This window comes from Streptomyces spongiae, assembly GCF_009377185.1.
In the GTDB taxonomy this organism is placed as follows: domain Bacteria; phylum Actinomycetota; class Actinomycetes; order Streptomycetales; family Streptomycetaceae; genus Streptomyces; species Streptomyces spongiae.
This window is the reverse complement of record NZ_VJZC01000181.1, coordinates 1-16,750: the sequence shown is the minus strand read 5'-3', so window position 1 is coordinate 16,750 and position 16,750 is coordinate 1. Positions and strand designations below refer to the sequence as shown.

The 16,750-nt window shown below is 69.3% G+C and carries 11 protein-coding genes; 5 read left to right on the top strand and 6 right to left on the bottom strand.

What is annotated here, in order from left to right; all coding sequences use genetic code 11:
- The 4 genes from FNH08_RS23565 to FNH08_RS23550 form a co-directional block, all read left to right on the top strand.
- The coding region (locus tag FNH08_RS23565) for a TerD family protein (protein WP_194238577.1) at window positions 1–643 on the top strand (643 nt) is incomplete at its 5' end.
- 924 nt (window positions 644–1,567) lie between these two features.
- The gene (locus tag FNH08_RS23560; RefSeq protein WP_228034296.1) at window positions 1,568–2,710 is read left to right on the top strand and encodes an ABC transporter substrate-binding protein; all 1,143 of its coding nucleotides are present in this window, start codon (window positions 1,568–1,570) and stop codon (window positions 2,708–2,710) included.
- A gap of 1 nt (window position 2,711) precedes the next feature.
- The gene (locus tag FNH08_RS23555) at window positions 2,712–3,731 is read left to right on the top strand and encodes a carbohydrate ABC transporter permease (RefSeq protein WP_152773529.1); all 1,020 of its coding nucleotides are present in this window, start codon (window positions 2,712–2,714) and stop codon (window positions 3,729–3,731) included.
- Complete coding sequence (locus FNH08_RS23550; RefSeq protein ID WP_322725193.1) at window positions 3,721–4,593, top strand: carbohydrate ABC transporter permease; 873 nt, start codon at window positions 3,721–3,723, stop codon at window positions 4,591–4,593. Before FNH08_RS23555 ends, FNH08_RS23550 begins: the two co-directional genes overlap by 11 nt.
- Window positions 4,594–4,649: 56 nt before the next feature.
- Here FNH08_RS23550 and FNH08_RS23545 read toward each other — a convergent pair whose 3' ends face one another.
- Together FNH08_RS23545 and FNH08_RS23540 are read right to left on the bottom strand one after the other, a co-directional pair.
- Window positions 4,650–7,592 (bottom strand): glycoside hydrolase family 2 TIM barrel-domain containing protein, encoded by a 2,943-nt coding sequence (locus tag FNH08_RS23545; RefSeq protein ID WP_152773528.1) that lies wholly within the window; start codon window positions 7,590–7,592, stop codon window positions 4,650–4,652.
- 190 nt (window positions 7,593–7,782) lie between these two features.
- Window positions 7,783–8,826, bottom strand: coding sequence for a LacI family DNA-binding transcriptional regulator (locus FNH08_RS23540; RefSeq protein WP_322725192.1), 1,044 nt, complete (start codon window positions 8,824–8,826; stop codon window positions 7,783–7,785).
- Between the two features lie 320 nt (window positions 8,827–9,146).
- Here FNH08_RS23540 and FNH08_RS23535 point away from each other — a divergent pair, with 320 nt between their 5' ends.
- The gene (locus tag FNH08_RS23535) at window positions 9,147–10,748 is read left to right on the top strand and encodes a GxGYxYP domain-containing protein (protein WP_152773527.1); all 1,602 of its coding nucleotides are present in this window, start codon (window positions 9,147–9,149) and stop codon (window positions 10,746–10,748) included.
- A 187-nt stretch (window positions 10,749–10,935) separates the two neighbouring features.
- Here the strand turns inward: FNH08_RS23535 and FNH08_RS23530 are convergent, their stop codons facing one another.
- The 4 genes from FNH08_RS23530 to FNH08_RS23515 form a co-directional block, all read right to left on the bottom strand.
- Window positions 10,936–11,952, bottom strand: a complete 1,017-nt coding sequence (locus tag FNH08_RS23530; RefSeq protein WP_152773526.1) for a 1-aminocyclopropane-1-carboxylate deaminase — start codon at window positions 11,950–11,952, stop codon at window positions 10,936–10,938.
- Between the two features lie 68 nt (window positions 11,953–12,020).
- Window positions 12,021–12,683 carry a GntR family transcriptional regulator gene (locus FNH08_RS23525; protein ID WP_322725191.1) on the bottom strand — a complete coding sequence of 221 codons (663 nt, stop codon included), beginning with the start codon at window positions 12,681–12,683 and terminating at the stop codon, window positions 12,021–12,023.
- Window positions 12,684–12,808: 125 nt separating this feature from the next.
- The gene (locus tag FNH08_RS23520; protein ID WP_152773525.1) at window positions 12,809–14,389 is read right to left on the bottom strand and encodes a TROVE domain-containing protein; all 1,581 of its coding nucleotides are present in this window, start codon (window positions 14,387–14,389) and stop codon (window positions 12,809–12,811) included.
- Between the two features lie 508 nt (window positions 14,390–14,897).
- Window positions 14,898–16,346: an alkaline phosphatase PhoX gene (locus tag FNH08_RS23515; protein WP_152773524.1), complete on the bottom strand. Its 1,449-nt coding sequence runs from the start codon at window positions 16,344–16,346 to the stop codon at window positions 14,898–14,900.
- Between the last annotated feature and the right edge of the window lie 404 nt (window positions 16,347–16,750).

Below are 16,750 nucleotides of genomic sequence, written 5' to 3'. Positions count from 1 at the left end.
GCCCCCGGTCGCTCCGCCGGCCCCGGCCGCACCTCCGGCGCCCGCCGCCCCGCCCCCGGGCGCCGGCAAGATCAACCTCGACAAGGGGCGCGTCAGCCTCCAGAAGAACCAGACGGTGTCCCTGGTCAAGGGCGGTCGCCCGCTCCTCTCCCAGGTCAAGATGGGCCTCGGCTGGGAGCCGGCGTACCGCGGCAAGGACATCGACCTGGACGCCTCGGTCATCGCGTACGGCCCCCAGCGCAACCACATCGACAGCTGCTACTTCGGCAAGCTCCAGATCGTGAACGGCGCGATCAGGCACTCCGGGGACAACCTCACGGGTGAGGGGGGAGGCGACGACGAGGTGATCACGGTCGACCTTGGCCGGCTGCCCCAGGAGGTCACCGGACTGGTCTTCACGGTCAACTCCTTCTCCGGGCAGAAGTTCACCGAGGTCGCCAAGGCCTACTGCCGCCTCCTGGACGCCGCGAGCGGCGAGGAGCTCGTCCGTTTCGACCTCACCAGCGCCGAGCCGCAGACCGGCGTGCTGATGGCGAAGCTGATCCGCCAGTTCTCCGGCGAGTGGGAGATGACGGCGATGGGCGACTTCGTGAAGTCCCGCACGGTGAGGGGGATGGTGAAGCCTGCGGCCCAGGCTCTCTGAGGGAACGCATGTCTTAGAGGGCGCCCCTCGCCGCAGCGGGGCGCCCGCCCACTGCGGTATCCCGGCTTCGGACCCACGGGAGGATGCCCCAGTCAGAGGCAAGCAGCAGAGATGGTTGCCGCGCGCTCCGCATCGTCTTCGCCCAGCCCACCGCCGAGGGTTGCATCCTGAGAGGTGGTGTACGGGCTCAACTCGACACCGTCGCAGACATGCTCACTCGATAGTTCCCCAAGAGCAGCGACATGCTCCTCGAAGCCCAGGGGCCTGACCCCATTCGCGGACTTCCCGCACCAGCACTGGAAGAAGATCCAGTCGTTGTCGTTGACCGCCCTGAGCGCGGGTGCCCCCTCCGGACCGACGCGCCTGCGTCGGCGTGTCAGAGACCATCGTCTCCTCGGGAGGGCGTGCCCTTCCTTCAGACAGATCTACCGGCCTCGCCCATTGCTCAGGTGGAGCCTGTGGCGCTTCATGGAGGGTGCACAGCGCCGAACGGGAACACGTCTCCGCCTGGCTGCCTGCCTGCTGCTTTCTGACAGCGAGTCGGTTACGTCTCCCTTGTTGACACTCACTCCGAGGTGCGCGCATACTCCTCGGCAACGTTCACGTGAACGTTCACGGAAAGCGTCACGCAAGCACGGTGGGGTCCTGCGGCGATCCCGCCGCCCCTCTCCCTCTTGCCTCCGCAGGGCCCGGCCACAGCCAACCGAACCCCCTCGAGCGGCACCGAGTGTGGCCCCACGCGCGCCTGCCCCGGAACAAAGTGAGTGTTCGAACATGGAGCCAACTCTGTCGAGGAGACGTCTTCTCGCAGCTTCGCTGGGCGGCACGGGCGCCGCTTTGCTGGGTCTTACGGGCTGCGGCACCTCCTCCGGTTCGGTGTCCGCCGGTACCGGCCACCTCAGCCTCTGGTACTGGACGGGAGCGTTGAGTACCAAGCTGCTGGCCGTCGCCCGCAAGGGGGTACCCGGTGTCCCGGGCCTGAAGGTGAAGGCCGCCCCGATGGATGACATCTACGGCAAGCTGCTCACCGGCCTGGCAGCCCGCGCCTACGTGCCGGACATCACGGCCCTCAACTCCGACGTCGCCAGCTTCTTCCCGCACGAGGACCAGTTCCTCGATCTGAACAGCCTCGGCGCGGGCGCCCTCAAGGGTCAGTACCTCGACTGGAAATGGCAGGGCGGCATCGCCCCGTCCGGCCGGATGATCGGCTTCCCCATCGACGGCGGGCCCTCGGCGCTGTACTACCGCAAGGACATTTTCCACAAGGCCGGGATCCCCTCCGACCCCGATGAGCTGGCGCAGGCCGCCTCGAGCTGGGAGGACTACTTCGCGGTCGGCAAGAAACTCAGGTCCGCGGTGCCCGGCAGCTTCCTCGTCGGCAACATCGCGAGCGTCTTCCGGATGTCCCTGCTGCAGAGCCCGAAGCAGTTCGTCGACCAGGACAACCACTTCATCGGAGACCAGGAGCATGTCAAACGCTGCTGGGACCTCGCGGTGGAATCGCTCCGGCAGAAGCTCAGCGCCAAGATCAACGACGGGACTCCCGACTCCAACGCGGCCTACGCGCAAGGACGTATCGCCTCCGCCTGCAACGCCGTCTGGTGGATGGGTGGAATCAAGCAAATCGCCAGCAAGACGTCCGGTGCCTGGCGAGTGACCAAGATGCCCGGGGGAGCGGCCAACTACGGCGGCTCCTTCCTCGCCATCCCCAAGTACTGCCGGGACCCGGAGGACGCTTTCGCGTTCGTCAAATGGCTGCTGGGGCCGGCCAACCAACTGGCGGCGTACCAGGAGATGGCCCTGTTCCCGACCACTCCCGCCGTCTATGACAAGCCCGCGATGCGCAAGCCGGACAAGTTCTTCGGCGGTCAGCGCCCCGTCGACGTCTTCGGACCGGCCGCCGAGCAGGCGCCTGTCGTCTACTTCAGCCCCTACGAGGGCACCGCTTCCACCCCCGTCTACCAGGAGCTGACCAACGTGGAGTTGCTCGGCAAGAACCCCGACAAAGCGTGGCGGGATGCCATGGCCGCTGCGGAGAAGACCCTCTCGCAGAAAGGGGTGAGCTGAGATGGCCGTGGCCGGAGCCACCGGTGCGCCCAGCACCAAGCCAAGCGTGAGGGCGAGGAAGGAGCGCGGGCGGGCGACGGCAGGGCGGCCGGGCAGCCCGGTACGGCGCAATCTGCCGGTCTATCTCGCCATCTCGCCGTTCTACGTGCTGTTCGCCGTGTTCGGCATGTTCCCCGTCGTCTTCTCGCTCTACCTGTCCTTCCAGGACTGGGACGGCATCGGGGATATGCGCTTCGTCGGCTGGCAACAGTACGACTGGCTGCTGCACGACAGCGTCTTCTGGAAGTCCATCCTCAATACGTTCGAGATCTGGTTCCTGTCCACGGTGCCGATGCTGTTCCTGGCCCTGGTCATCGCCTTCCTGCTGAACTCGCAGATCCGGTACAGCATGGCGTACCGGGTGGCCTACTTCATTCCCAACGTCACCTCGATGGTCGCGATGACCATCGTGTTCGGGTCGGTCTTCGCTCAGGCTGGGCTCGGCAACTCCCTGCTCAAGGCCGTCGGCCTCGGCGACTTCGGCTGGATGACGTCCGCCTGGGGGATCAAGGTGTCCCTCGCTGTCATGATCATATGGCGGTGGACCGGTTACAACGCCCTCATCTTCCTCGCCGGGCTGCAGGCCATTCCCTCCGAGCTGTACGAGGCCGCACGAGTCGACGGGGCGAGTAGTTGGCAGACCCTCTTCCGGGTCATTCTCCCGCAGCTGCGGCCGGTGGTGCTCTTCACCGTCATCACCTCCAGCATCAACGGGCTGCAGATCTTCACCGAGTCCCAAGTCCTCTTCCAGGCCAGCAACGGCTACTCCACCGGAGGCCCGGGCCAGGAGGGCATGACGATCGTGCTCTACCTGTGGCAGAAGGCCTTCGGCGATCACCAGTTCGGCTACGGCGCGGCCATCGGATGGGCCCTGTTCGTCATCGTCGCTATCTTCGCCGCCATCAACTGGCGGCTGGTCGCCAGGTTCGGCGAGGACCGCCCGGTCACTTCGAGGCGCTGGAGGATCAACCGTGCCCGCTGACACCAGAACGGCCGGCTCGACCGGCGTCGCCCTCGGCTCCGGCAGCAGGGCCAAGAGGCTCGCGGTTCACGCCGCGCTGCTGGCAGGCCTGCTCGTTTCCGTCTTCCCGTTCTACTGGCTGATCGTGATGGCCTCTCGCACCACCGGGGAGATCTTCCGTTACCCGCCCGTCCTCGTCCCCGGCAGCCATCTGCTGGAGAACATGGCGACGGTGCTGGACCGCATCGCCTTCTTCGGATCCTTGGCCAACACCCTTGTCGTCGCGCTCGTCGGCACCGCGCTGGTGCTGTTCTTCGACTCGCTGGCCGCGTTCGCCTTCGCCAAGTACCAGTTTCCCGGCAAGAAGTTCCTGTTCGTCATCCTGCTCTCCACCTACATGATCCCCGCCCAGCTGTCCTTGGTCCCGCAGTTCGTGACCATGGCGCATCTCGGCTGGGTGGGCTCCCTCACCGCCCTGATCGTCCCGGGGGCGGCCAACGCCTTCGGCATCTTCTGGATGCGGCAGTACGCCGAGAACTCGCTGCCCGACGAACTGCTGGACGCCGGACGGATCGACGGCGCCGGATTCTTCCGCCTGTACTGGACCATCGCGGTGCCGCTCTTCCGGCCCGCCCTGGCGTTTCTCGGCATCTTCACCTTCATCGGTGCCTGGAACGACTACATCTGGCCCCTTGTCATCATGATCGACCCGGACCGGCTCACCCTGCAGGTGGCGCTGGCCCAGCTCAACAGCGTCTACGGGACGGACTACGCCGTCGTCATGGCCGGAGCGCTGATGAGCGTGGTGCCTCTGATCATCGTCTTCATCATCGGTGCCCGGCACTTCCTGCGGGACCTGGCCGCCGGAGCCATGAAGATGTGAGCCGGCCCCGGACCGCCGCCGCCGGCTGAGCCCCCGTGGGACCTACCCGCGAGGGCTCAGCCGCAGGCACTCAGCCGAAGCGACCAGGTGACCGGTGCCGCCTGAAGTCGGTGGGCGGGCAGCACCCCTGGGCCGCACGAAGCGGAGCCGAGTCCGTACTGCGCGACGTCCAGGTGGAGGAAGAGCCGGTCGGAAGCAGCGAGGTCGGTCGTGTGCCGGGCCGACTCCAGATCTCCTGTGGTCCAGCGGCGAGCGGTGAGGGAGAAGCGCGGGAGCCCCACGGACTCCATACGCAGTGCGGGGCCGTCACCGCCGCTCAGTTCCGCCCATCTGACGTCGGCCCGGGCTCCGTTCTCCTGCGGCACCACATACGGGGTCTGCAGTGCGTCCACGGTCGACGAGAAGCGGCCGACCCGCGCCGCCGACCGGCTGTCCGGATACGCCTCGCCGGGCCCGCGGCCGAACCACCGGACCTGGCCCAGCCGGCCCGGCACCGCCATGCGTACGCCCAGGCGGGGCAGCCCACCGGGCCAGTCGCCCGCCGGCTCGACGCGGACGGTGAGTACCAGGCCCGATTCGTCGGCGGCCCACCGGTACTCGACCGTCATCCCGGACGCCTGGGCCGCGGCCGCCACCCGCGTACGCACCAGCACTCCGTCGGGACCGTCCGCCACCTCGTCGACGCGGTGCACCATCCGGTCCAGACCCGCCTGGCGCCACCATCGCACCGCCGAGTCGTCCGGCGGGCCCCACAGGGAGGCCGAGCGGTCGTTGTCGGTCGGTGCCCGCCACAGGTCCAGCACCGGGCCGTCGACGTCCATCGTCCCCAGCCGCACCAGGCGCCCGGAGCGCCCGTCGAACTCGCCGGAACCGAGCACCAGTCGGCCGTCGGGGCGTCGCCGCGGAGCAGGGACGGGCCGCGGCCCGGTGCCGCGCCGTGACGCCTGTTCCTCCTCCGTCAGGGGCAGCTGCGTCCAGGCGACCTCGTGGCCCGCCGGAGCCCAGGGCTGCTCCTCGGCCAGCAGCGCGCTGATCGTGATCCAGCCCTCGCCGTCCACTGGTGGAAGGACCGGCAGTTCGATCTCGGCGGACTCGCCCGCCGCGACGGGGGGCACGTGGAGGGGTTTGGCCAGCACCGGCAGTCCGTCCGAGGAGAGTGCCAGCTCGAAGCAGAGATGGGAGAGGTCACTGAAGTCGTACCGGTTGGTGATCCGTATCCGGCGGCCGCGCCCGTCCCCACGGCCCTCGGCGGCGCGGATGGCGATCGGCTCGACGGTCTTCTTCAGCTCCGCGAGCCCGGGCGATGGCGTGCGGTCGGGGAAGAGCAGACCGTCGATGGCGAATGTCCCGTCGTGGAACGGCTCGCCGAAGTCGCCGCCGTACGCGAAGAACTCGCGCCCGTCCGGCGTCCGTTGCCGCAGCCCCTGGTCGATCCACTCCCACACGAAACCGCCCTGCAACCGCGGATAGCGCTCGAAGAGCCGCTGGTACTCGGCCAGCCCGCCAGGGCCGTTGCCCATCGCGTGGGCGTACTCGCACAGGATGAACGGCAGCGAGCGCCGCCTGGCATCCGCGTCGGGATCGTCCAGTGGGGGCTCGGCGTGCCTGCCGATCGCCTCCACCTCGTCGTGCGGCAGGTACATCCGGCTGTACACGTCGCTGTGCCGGCACTCGTGGTCGCCCTCGTCGTGCAGGGGCCGCCCCGGATCACGTTCACGCACCCATGCCGCCATCGCGTCCAGGTTGCGTCCGGTGCCGGACTCGTTGCCCAGCGACCACATCACGACGGACGGGTGGTTCTTGTCGCGCTCCACTGTGCGGCGTATCCGGTCCAGGCACGCTTCGGCCCATTCCGGAGCGTCGGCGGGGTTGCCGCGCCAGTCGGCCGCGGAGAAACCATGGGTCTCCAGGTCGCACTCCAGCACCACCCACAGGCCCAGTTCGTCACAAAGGTCCAGGAACCGCGGATGGGGCGGGTAGTGGCTGGTGCGGACCGCGTTGATGTTGTGTCGCTTCATCAGCAGCACGTCTTCGCGGTCCAACTCGGCGGGCAGTGCGCGGCCGTGGTCCGGGTGATGCTCGTGGCGGTTGACGCCACGCAGCAGCAGTGGACGCCCGTTGACCCGGAGCTGCCCGTCCTCGACAGCGACGGTACGGAAGCCGATGCGCAGCGTCACCCGCTCGGTGCCGGTGGCCAGCACCCCGTGGTAAAGCCGGGGCGTTTCGGCCGTCCACGGTGCCACGCCCTCCACCGCGATGGTGTCCCCGGCGGGCAGGTCGTCGACGCCCAACTCCGGGACGCTGAGCCGGGCCTCGGCGCCGTCGCGGGTCACGGCGTCCACGCGAAGCGTTCCGCGCCCCGTCGAGGTGTCGTAGCCGGCGTGCACGAAGGCGTCCTCGACGCCGCCCGGCGGGCGCCGGATCAGCGTCACATCGCGGAAGATGCCAGGGAGCCACCACATGTCCTGGTCTTCCAGGTAGCTGCCGGAGGACCACTGGTGCACGCGCACCGCGAGGACATTCCGTCCAGCCCGCAGATGCGGTCCGGCGGCGAACTCGACCGGCAGGCGGCTGCCACGGGTGACGCCCAGTTCCTGCCCGTTCAGCCAGATGCGGGCGCAGGAGTCCACCCCCTCGAACCGCAGCACCGCCGGCTCCCGGGTCCAGGAATCGTCCAGTTCGAAGACGAGCCGGTGGTCGCCGGTGGGGTTCTCGTCGGGCACCCGCGGCGGGTCGAGCGGGAAGGGATAGCCGATGTTCGTGTAGACGGGGGAGCCGTGCCCGTGCAGCGGCCAGTGGGAGGGCACCGGCAGCAGGCTCCAGGAGCTGTCGTCGAAGTCGTCCGCCCAGAACCCGTCGGGTGCCAGGTCCGCTGCGGGAGAGAGGTGGAAGCGCCATATGCCGCCGAGGCCGGCGGTGGCCGCGTCGGTCGTGAACGCGGCCCGCGCCGGCCTGGCTCCGTATCCGGGTGACGTGTCTTCGTAGTACGGCTGCGACATGCGCGTTTCCTGGTGTCGGGGGCGAGCGAGGACGGGGAGTCGCGCCGGGCGGCCAAGCGGGCGATGGCTCGTGAACGTTCCCGTGAACGATAACGAACGATCGTGCCGTGCAGACGATCCGGTGTCAACAGGGCAGGAGGGCGGGGACGAAGCCCGATCCGGCGTCAGGCGTGCGCGACCGGAGGGAAGATCACGCCGAGGCCCGCAGGACGAGCTCGGGCCGCACCCGGGCGTCGCCCTCCGCCGCAGGCTTCTCATCGGCACTCAACTGGGCCGCCACCTGCTCGACCGCCAGCCGTCCCAGTTCCCGCTTGTCGATGCTCAGCGTGGTCAGGGGTGGTTCCACCAGCTCCCCCAGCGCGAGACCGTCGAAGCCCAGGACGGCGACGTCGTCCGGTACGCGCAGCCCCCGGCGACGGGCGGTCCGGATGGCGCCGACCGCGATCAGGTCGTTGAAGCCGACCACGGCCGTCACATCCGGATGCGCGTCCAGCAGTGCGTCCATCCCCCGCTCGCCGGCCGACACGCTGTGCCGGTCGCAGGAGACGACCCAGTCGGGCCCCACCGGCAGGTCGTACAACCTCACCTGGGCCAGGAAGTGCTCCCGGCGGGCGCTGGGCCGGTCGTCCGGTGCCCCGTCGAGCATGCCGATACGGCGGTGCCCGGCGCCCGTCAGATGCGCGAACGCCTGCTGCATGCCTGCCTCCGTGTCGATGCCCACCGACCCGAAACGCGTCTGGTCCACACCGCGCTCCAGGAGCACCAGCGGCATCCCCGGTGCATGCCGGGCCAGCATGTCGTCGGGGCTGGAGCAGTGGCCGATGATCGCGTCGGCCTGCCGGGAGAGCACGTCGAGTGCCTCCTGCTCCTTGCCCTCGTCGTTGCGCGAGTCGCACACGATCACGTGCCAGCCGCGCTCCTCGGCCACCTCCAGTACCGCGACCGCGACCTCGGCGAAGTACGGATTGCTCAGGTCCGAGATGACCAGACCGAGGGTGACCGAGTCCTGCCGCCGCATCCCTTGGGCGAACCGGCTCGGCCGGTACCCCAGGGTGCGTGTCGCCTCCAGGACCCGCTCCTTCGTCGCGGGATCGATCTCGCCCTTGTCGTTGATCGCGCGGGACACGGTCTGCCGGGACACCCCGGCCAGCTTCGCCACGTCGTCGATCGTCGTCCGGCGCCTGGCGGCCCGGGGGGAACCGAGCTTCTGCCGCTCGTCGTGCTTGCCCGGCACTGCGCTGTACCCGCTCTCTGTCTGGGTCCTGTGGTGCAGGAACCTTAACGGGACCGCTTCCCGCCGCGCCGTTGGTTTTTCGCCGGCCCGGGATATTGACAACGCCCCGCGGTCACCGCAGCATACTGCCGTTCGCCCATTCCGTGAACGTTCACGTGATCGTTATCGGCACTCCGGCGGCATCCGCTGCCGCAACAGATCACTTCTCCGCCTGGCGCATGAACGGGACCCCGGCTCCCGACCGACCGCTCAGGCACCTCCCCGCCGGGCCTGTTCCCGGCACGGCTGCCGGGCCTCCTGAGAGAAATCGGTGAGTACCTGTGATCAGTAGGAGAACCTTCGGCCTGACAGCGCTGGCCGCCACCGCCCCGCTGGCCGTCCCCGGGAGCGCGACGGCGGCGGCGCCGGGTGCGGGTGGCGCCGTCGCCGCGAGCGCGGTGAGCGCCGCGCGCGGCATCGCCCTGCCCAAGGCCACGCCCCTGCGCAGGCTCGACGTCATTCCGTCCGGCACCTTCACGAGCGACGCGGACCGGGTGCTGGTGGCCGCGCTCCAGGGGCTGGTCGCCAAGACCTCGTCGGAGCAGATCTTCATCGACGAGGGCGGACCGGGAGCCGTCTGGAAGGACTTCCTGCACACGGAGTACGGCGTCGTGCTCGACGACAGCCGCCCGACCTGGCCCGCCCTGCTGAAGCGCTTCCGGCAGCACCTCGCGGGCTACGTCCTCTACGACATGGCCGGCAATCCGCCGTCCGTCAACGTGGCCTCGTCACTGAGCGGCCCCATGAAGGCCCTTCCTGTCGACGTCTCCCAGGAGGCCCAGGTCCGGGCACTCGGCGTCACCCGCCAAGTCCTCGACGTCACCGGCCGGACGGAGAAGTGGGCCTACGACAGATACGGCCGGCTGTTCTCACGGACGACGGCCGCGGAGCTGAACCCGTCTGTCCGCTACCACCTGCGCGACTACATCGCCATGACGGACGCGTTCACGTTCTACGACGGAGTGACCGACTGGCGTGCGCAGGTCCTGGGCGCCATGAAGCCGGGCGCCGCGCTGATGGGTTACGGCAACAACGAGTACGACATGGTCGAGCAGGCCTCCCAGCGCGGCGTCACATCCATCCCGTCGGACCTGGCGCCCAACCTCTCGGCGCTGAGCGCCGTCTACGGCAACGAGGGCCTCACCCAGAAGCCGCAACCCACCCCGAAGACCCGGAACAAGCACTACGTGTCGTTCGTCATCAGCGACGGTGACAACGTTGCCTGGAACCTGTGGGGACTTCAGCAGTACTTCAGCAACCCCGACCGCGGCCGCTTCGACGTCGGCTACGGCATCGCCCCTTCCCTGGTCGATCTGGCTCCGGCAGCGATGCGCTGGTATTACGAGAACGCCTCGCGCGGCGCGGCGAGCGACTGCTTCATCGCGGGGCCGAGCGGCTCCGGATACGTCTTCCCGGCCAAGATGCCGCCCGACGACCTCGCCCTCTTCACCAACCGGCTGAACGCGTACATGGCCGCCGGAGACCTGGGGATCTCCGAGATCCTCGACGACCAGGACAGCTTCTTCCGCAACGACGTGTGGTCGGCCTACCTCCGACAGCCGAACATCGACGCCCTGTTCTTCTTCGGATACGGCGACACCGACCGGATCAGCGGCCGGATCAGCTGGGTGAACGGCAAGCCCGTGATCGCCCAGCGGGACGTGCTGTGGGCCGGTCTCACCGAGGAAGGGGACCTGATCCGGAACATCAACTCCAGGCCGGCCGCACCGACCAGCGCCGACGGCTACACGCTCGTCCTGGTGCACTGCTGGACCAAGAGCCTGTCCGACATCAGGACAGTGGTGGACGGGCTCGGGCCCGACGTCGAGGTGGTGACGCCCAAGGCGTTCACCGAGCTCATCGTCCGCAACCGCGCCCGCTGATTTCGGATCGACGGGACGGGCCCCTCCGTGTTCTGAGTTTCCCCGCCTGCGCCCGGCACGCACCCTCGCCGCACGCGAGGCCACGCACCGGACACCGCTGCGCACGTGCTTCGCACGGACGACGGGGTACTCAGAACAGACTCTGGCTTCGGGACGTGCCCGCCAGGAGGGAGTCCCGTGCGTCCGGCTAGAACAGCGCGCTGTACGCGTTGAGCGCGGGCTGTCCGCCCAGGTGGGCGTAGAGCACGGTGGAGTCGCGGCCGATCTCGCCCCGGGTCACCAGGTCGATCATCCCGGCCATGGACTTCCCCTCGTAGACGGGGTCGGTGACCATGCCCTCGGTGGTGGCCGCGAGGCGCATCGCGTCCAGGGTCGTCTCGTCGGGGACGCCGTACGTGCCCGCGTGGTACCGCTCGTCCAGCTCGACGTCCACCTCCGTCAACTCCTTGCGTACGCCGATGAGCCCGCCGGTGCGGTGGGCGATCCGGGCGATCTGCTCGCGGGTGCGGACGGGCGCCGCGGAGGCGTCGACGCCTAGCACGCGCCGGGGGCGGCCGCCGGCTTCCTCCAGCGCGGCGAACCCGGCGACCATTCCCGCCTGCGTCGAGCCGGTCACCGAGCACACCACGACCGTGTCGAAGAAGACGCCCAACTCCCGCTCCTGCTCGGCGACTTCGTAGGCCCACCCGGCGAAGCCGAGTCCGCCGAGGGGGTGGTCGGAGGCACCGGCCGGAATGGCGTACGGCTTGCCGCCGCCCTCCTCGACCTCCTTGAGCGCCTGCTCCCAGCTCTCCTTGAACCCGATGCCGAAGCCCGCCTTGACCAGCCGTACGTCGGCTCCGGCGAGACGGCTGATCAGGATGTTGCCGACCTTGTCGTACACGGCGTCCGGCCAGTCCACCCAACTCTCCTGCACCAGCACGCACTTGAGCCCGGCGCGGGCGGCGACCGCGGCGACCTGGCGGGTGTGGTTGGACTGCACACCGCCGATGGAGACCAGCGTGTCGCAGCCCTGGGCGAGGGCGTCGGCAACGAGGTACTCCAGCTTGCGGGTCTTGTTCCCGCCGTACGCGACACCGGAGTTGCAGTCCTCACGCTTGGCCCAGAGGGCGGCGCCACCGAGGTGTTCGGTGAGCCGGTCCAGGCTGTGCACGGGCGAGGGCCCGAAGAGGAGGGGGTAACGCTCGTAGGAAGAAAGGGACATGGGCGTCTCCCTGAGTCAGTGAATCTCTTCGAGCCGGTGGGGCTGTTCGAGTCGTGGGGCTGTTCGAGTCAGTGGGCTTCTTCGTCGTCGGGGGCGTCCATGCCCGCGAGACTGCGCCAGATCTCCGCCGTGACGCGGACCGCCTCGTCCACGTCGGCCGCCGCGCAGGCATCGATCAGTTGCTCGTGCAGCCCGGCCGAACGGCAGTTGCCGCCCTGACCGAAGCGCCGTCGCTCCAGCCGGCGGATGAGCGGGGTGTAGCGGGCGATGGTAGCTGCGGCGGCCCGGTTGCCGCTGACGCGCACGAGCACGTCGTGCAGTTCGTCGTCGGCGCGCAGGGCGGTGTCCACGTCGCCGACCTGAACGGCCTGCGCGAACCGTTCGTTGGCCGACCGCATCGACTCCACGTCCGCGGCGAACAGCCGGGGCACGGCGACCCGCGTGACCAGCTCGTGCATGGCCCCGACCACGGACGCGGCGTCCCGCACGTCGGAGGCCACGACCGGGGTCACCCGCGTGTAGCTCTGCGGTTTGCTCTCCAGCAGCCCCTCGTCCACGAGCCGGGAGAACGCCTCGCGCACAGGAGCCCGCGACAGCCCGAGCCGCTCCGCGAGGTCCGCGTCCCGCACCACCGTGCCGGGCTCGATCTCCCCGGCCACGATGGCGTCCCGGAGTGCTTCGTAGGCGCGGTCCCTGAGGAGGGTGCGGCGCACGGGTTGCATGGCGTTCACAACTGAAATGTTAGATGTCAGCACCTGCTCGCACAAGAGACGCGTACACGCGAACAAGACACGCGTACATGCGCACAAGACAGTGGCCCGCACCGAAGTGCGGGCCACTCTCTTGCTGTCAGGGCTCAGGCAGCCCAGGGCCAGTCGGCGTCCCGTGCCGCCTCCAGCAGCGGGACCATCCGGAACGCCGCGTCCGAGAGGCCGCCGAACGTGTGCCGGTTCCCCGCCCCGGACGGGCCGTGGCCCGCCCGGTAGCCGGCCAGGTTCCAGGTGTAGACCGGCACGTGTGCCGGAACCTGCTCGGTCGGGTCGCCGTGGCCGCTGAACGCGTACTGCTCGTCCGTGACGATCAGCACCCGGTCGTGCTTCCTGTAGTGGCGGCGCACCGCCTCGGTGGTGTCGGTGCCGCCCAGGTCGCCGAAGCGGCCGAGGATCTTCAGCACCGACTCGCCCTTGCGGAACCTGACGCGGTTGCTCGTGGAGCCGAACTCGACGAGGTCCGCGTTCGCCGCCCGCAGCGCGAGCGCCGTACCGAAGATCGCCGCCGCGTCGGCCCGGTCGAGCTCGGAGCGGTCGGACATCCGCGAGTAGAACATCGAGCCCGAACGGTCCACGAGCACCAGCGTCCGGCCGGGCAGGGCGGGCACGTTGGCCAGCGAGTGGCCGAGCGCCTGCTCCAGCGGGTACGACCAGCGCAGCGAGGGCGCGTGCTGGTACGCGGCGAGATAGCGGAACGGGAACTGCCGCGAGCGCGCGACCTCGGCCGGGTCGCTGATGCGGGCCGCCACCTGTGCGGCCACCTCGTCCGAGACACCCGCCTCGTCGAAGTTCCTCAGGTTCCTGGCCAGCGCCATCGCACCCATGGACGGAATCACAGCCTCCCAGGCCACCCTGTCCATCGGCCCCTGCAGCCAGCCCGCCAGCGCCTCCCACGTCATCCCGGCCACCGCGAGCCGCTCGGCCCCGCCGTCCGACGTGACGACCGCGCGTCGCTCCGCCACCGGCAGCGCCATCAGCTCGCGGTGCGCGGTGAGCATGCGGTTCGACGCGGGCGGCACGGCGGTGTCCGGGTTGTGCCGGCGGTCCAGCGCGTACTGGAACAGCTCGCCCTGCCACGGCTTGCCGGGGTCCGGCGCCGCGTGCACCAGGTTGAGGATGTCGCCGAAGCGGTAGCCCCTGGACGCCGTGTCGTACTTCAGCAGCGCCCTGCCGCCGTACAGCCGTCGTACGGCGTCGGCGATGCCGCGCTTGACGGGCTTGGGGACGGCGCGACCGTACGTCGAGGTCCAGTACGCGAGCAGCTCGCCGGGCTCGTCGGGTCGCTGGAGCACGGAGTCCACGACCTGCCGGTTCGACGGCCCGTGCGTAGCGCCCGCGTCCAGGCGCGCCTTCACGTACTCGGCGGCGCCCACGATCGAGGCGGTCCGCAGGTTGCCCTCGCCGCGCAGCCAGCGGAGCAGGCCGGCGGTCCAGGCCGGGTCCTCGGCGGCAAGCTTGCGTACGAGCTTCGCGAAGCGGTCGTCGCGGTCCTCGGCGCGCTCGTAGAAGGTGCCCGTGGCGAAGTGGGACACCGCCAGCAGGAAGAGCTCGGAGCGAGCGTCGCGCTCACGGCCCTTGCCGCCCTCGTGGCTGCGGAGAACGCGGCCCGTGGAGGTAACCCGCGAAGTGGGCTGCGCCCGCGCCGCCCTGGAGTTGAATCGCGCCATGGTGAATTCCCCCGAATTCATGAGTGTTTCGGAGGGAGGCACGGCAAAAGGAGGGTGACCGAGGTCGGAGTCGGTCGCGGTTGCTTATAACTGGCGCGTCTTCCGTTCCGCCACACCGACCCTGAGTCGATGACGGGATTCGAACCCGCACGAGGAGTTACCCCCACCAGCCCCCGAAGTATCCGCTGCCTGCGCACCGGGCACCCACCATGTGCCGCACCTCCCGAGATCAATTCGGCCGCGGCATGGGATTCTTTTGAGAGAAGAAGTAGCCGCGACCCGCGCACCGGGAGGTGCATGAAGTTGTGGTGTCCAGAGTTCAAGGCCGGCGGAACCGACGTAGGTGCTCTGCCCCTGAGCTACACCGGCACGTTGTACCGGTGGCGGGACTCGAACCCGCGACCGCCCCATTATCAGTGGAAGTAGGTCCTGCCTTCGCACCTGGACGTACATCACTGTAGGAGGGCGGTCACGGATCGGGCGAGCGAATTAATTCCCGCTTCGATCTTTACCGCTTCTGCCGCTTCCACGGCCCTGTGATGGCGAGCATGATGCCCGGGGTCTGGATGTTGGCGTAGAGGGTCTTTCCGTCGGGCGAGAAGGTGACGCCAGTGAACTCGCTGTATTCCGGCTCCTCTTCGGTGCCGATGTTGAGTTCGTTGCGGGCGATGGGGTACGTGCGGCCGCTGTCGGTGGCGCCGAAGAGGTGCTGGATGCCCTCGCCGTCCTCGGCGATGACCAGGCCGCCGTACGGGGAGACGGTGATGTTGTCGGGCCCGTCGAAGGCGCCGTCCTTGGACGGGTCGGGGTTCACGCCGAGCAGGACCTTCAGGGTCAGGGTGCGGCGCTTGGGGTCGTAGAACCAGACCTGGCCGTCGTGCTGGACGGGGCTCTCCTCACGGGCGTACGAGGAGACGATGTACGTGCCGCCGTCGCCCCACCACATGCCCTCCAGCTTGCGGGCGCGGGTGATCTCGCCGGTGCCGAACTGGTTGCGCACGGCGACGGTCTTGGCGTCGCGGTCGGGAACGTCCACCCAGTCGACGCCGTACACCGTGCCGATCTTCGTGGCGCGGGAGAGGTCGTCGACATGACGGCCGCCGGAGTCGAAGCACGTGGGGGCCTGAAGGACGCCGGCGTCGTCGGCGAGCGTACGGAACTTTCCGGGGCCGTAGTGGAAGCCCTTGGGCGGCGTCCAGCGGTAGAAGAGGCCGTTGGGGCCGGCGGCGTCCTCGGTGAGGTAGGCGTGGCCGCGCTTGGGGTCGATGACGACGGCCTCGTGGTCGTAACGGCCGAAGAACTTCAGGGGCTTGGGGGCGCGGTTGGCGCGCCGGTCGCAGGGGTCGACCTCGAAGACGTAGCCGTGGTCCTTGGTCATGCCGTTGACGCCGGCCCTGTCGGAGTTCTCCTCGCAGGTGAGCCAGGTGCCCCACGGGGTGCTGCCGCCGGCGCAGTTGGTGGAGGTGCCGGCGATGCCGACCCACTCGGCGACCCGTCCGTCGGGGCGGATCTCGACGACCGTGCAGCCGCCGGACGCGGCCGGGTCGTACACGAGGCCTTCGGTGAGCGGTACGGGGTACTTCCAGTTGGCGCGGGGGCCCTTCAGCTCGTGGTTGTTGACGAGGAGGGTGGTGCCGCGCGGGCCGGGGAAGGTGGCCGTGCCGTCGTGGTTGGAGGGCGTGAACTCGCCGGACTCCAGCTTGGTCTGGCCGCTGTAGGTGATGATCTTGTATGTGAACCCTGCGGGGAGCGCGAGGAGGCCCTTCGGGTCGGGGAGCAGCGGTCCGTAACCGACTCCGCCGCCGTGCCGCTCCTCCGTCTCCTCACCCGCGCTGTCGGTGTCGGTGGACGCGAGGGCGTTCGGGGCGGTGGCGAGGGCGCCTACGCTGCCGGCCAGTGCGACGCCGGCTCCGGTGATCGCGGAGCGTCTGGCGAAGTCCCTGCGGGTGAGCGACATGGTGTCTCCTGTGACGGTGGAGGAAGCCGTGGAGGGTGGCGGACCCGGTTTTCGGGCACACGGTCCCGCTCGCGCTTGAACGGGGGTTGAACGCGGACCAACGCCAAGGCGTTGCCCTGACGTACCTCGCCTCCGGGCCTCTGCCGTTTCACCCGTCCGACGTTTGAGGACGAGGCCGTCAGGCCCTGTTTCTTGCGAGGAGGCCCCGGCGTTCGCGCCGAGGAGGAAGCGCATCCGGGTGTCGCGACGCGGAGCGTCGCCGCATCCGGTTCAGGACGGGGAGACCCGTCCTGCTGTCGGCATCACCGAGGTGATGCGAACGCGTGTGCCAGTGGTCGCTGGTCGGGGTGGCGGCTGGGGGATCGGGGGGCGTTTGTGCGGCTGTCGTACGTATGGTCCTTCGC

Coding starts and splice junctions, on each gene's coding strand:
- FNH08_RS23555 (WP_152773529.1), top strand. CDS start 2,712: ATGGCCGTGGCCGGAGCCACCGGTGCGCCCAGCACCAAGCCAAGCGTG.
- FNH08_RS23545 (WP_152773528.1), bottom strand. CDS start 7,592: ATGTCGCAGCCGTACTACGAAGACACGTCACCCGGATACGGAGCCAGG.
- FNH08_RS23530 (WP_152773526.1), bottom strand. CDS start 11,952: ATGTCCCTTTCTTCCTACGAGCGTTACCCCCTCCTCTTCGGGCCCTCG.
- FNH08_RS23520 (WP_152773525.1), bottom strand. CDS start 14,389: ATGGCGCGATTCAACTCCAGGGCGGCGCGGGCGCAGCCCACTTCGCGG.
- FNH08_RS23515 (WP_152773524.1), bottom strand. CDS start 16,346: ATGTCGCTCACCCGCAGGGACTTCGCCAGACGCTCCGCGATCACCGGA.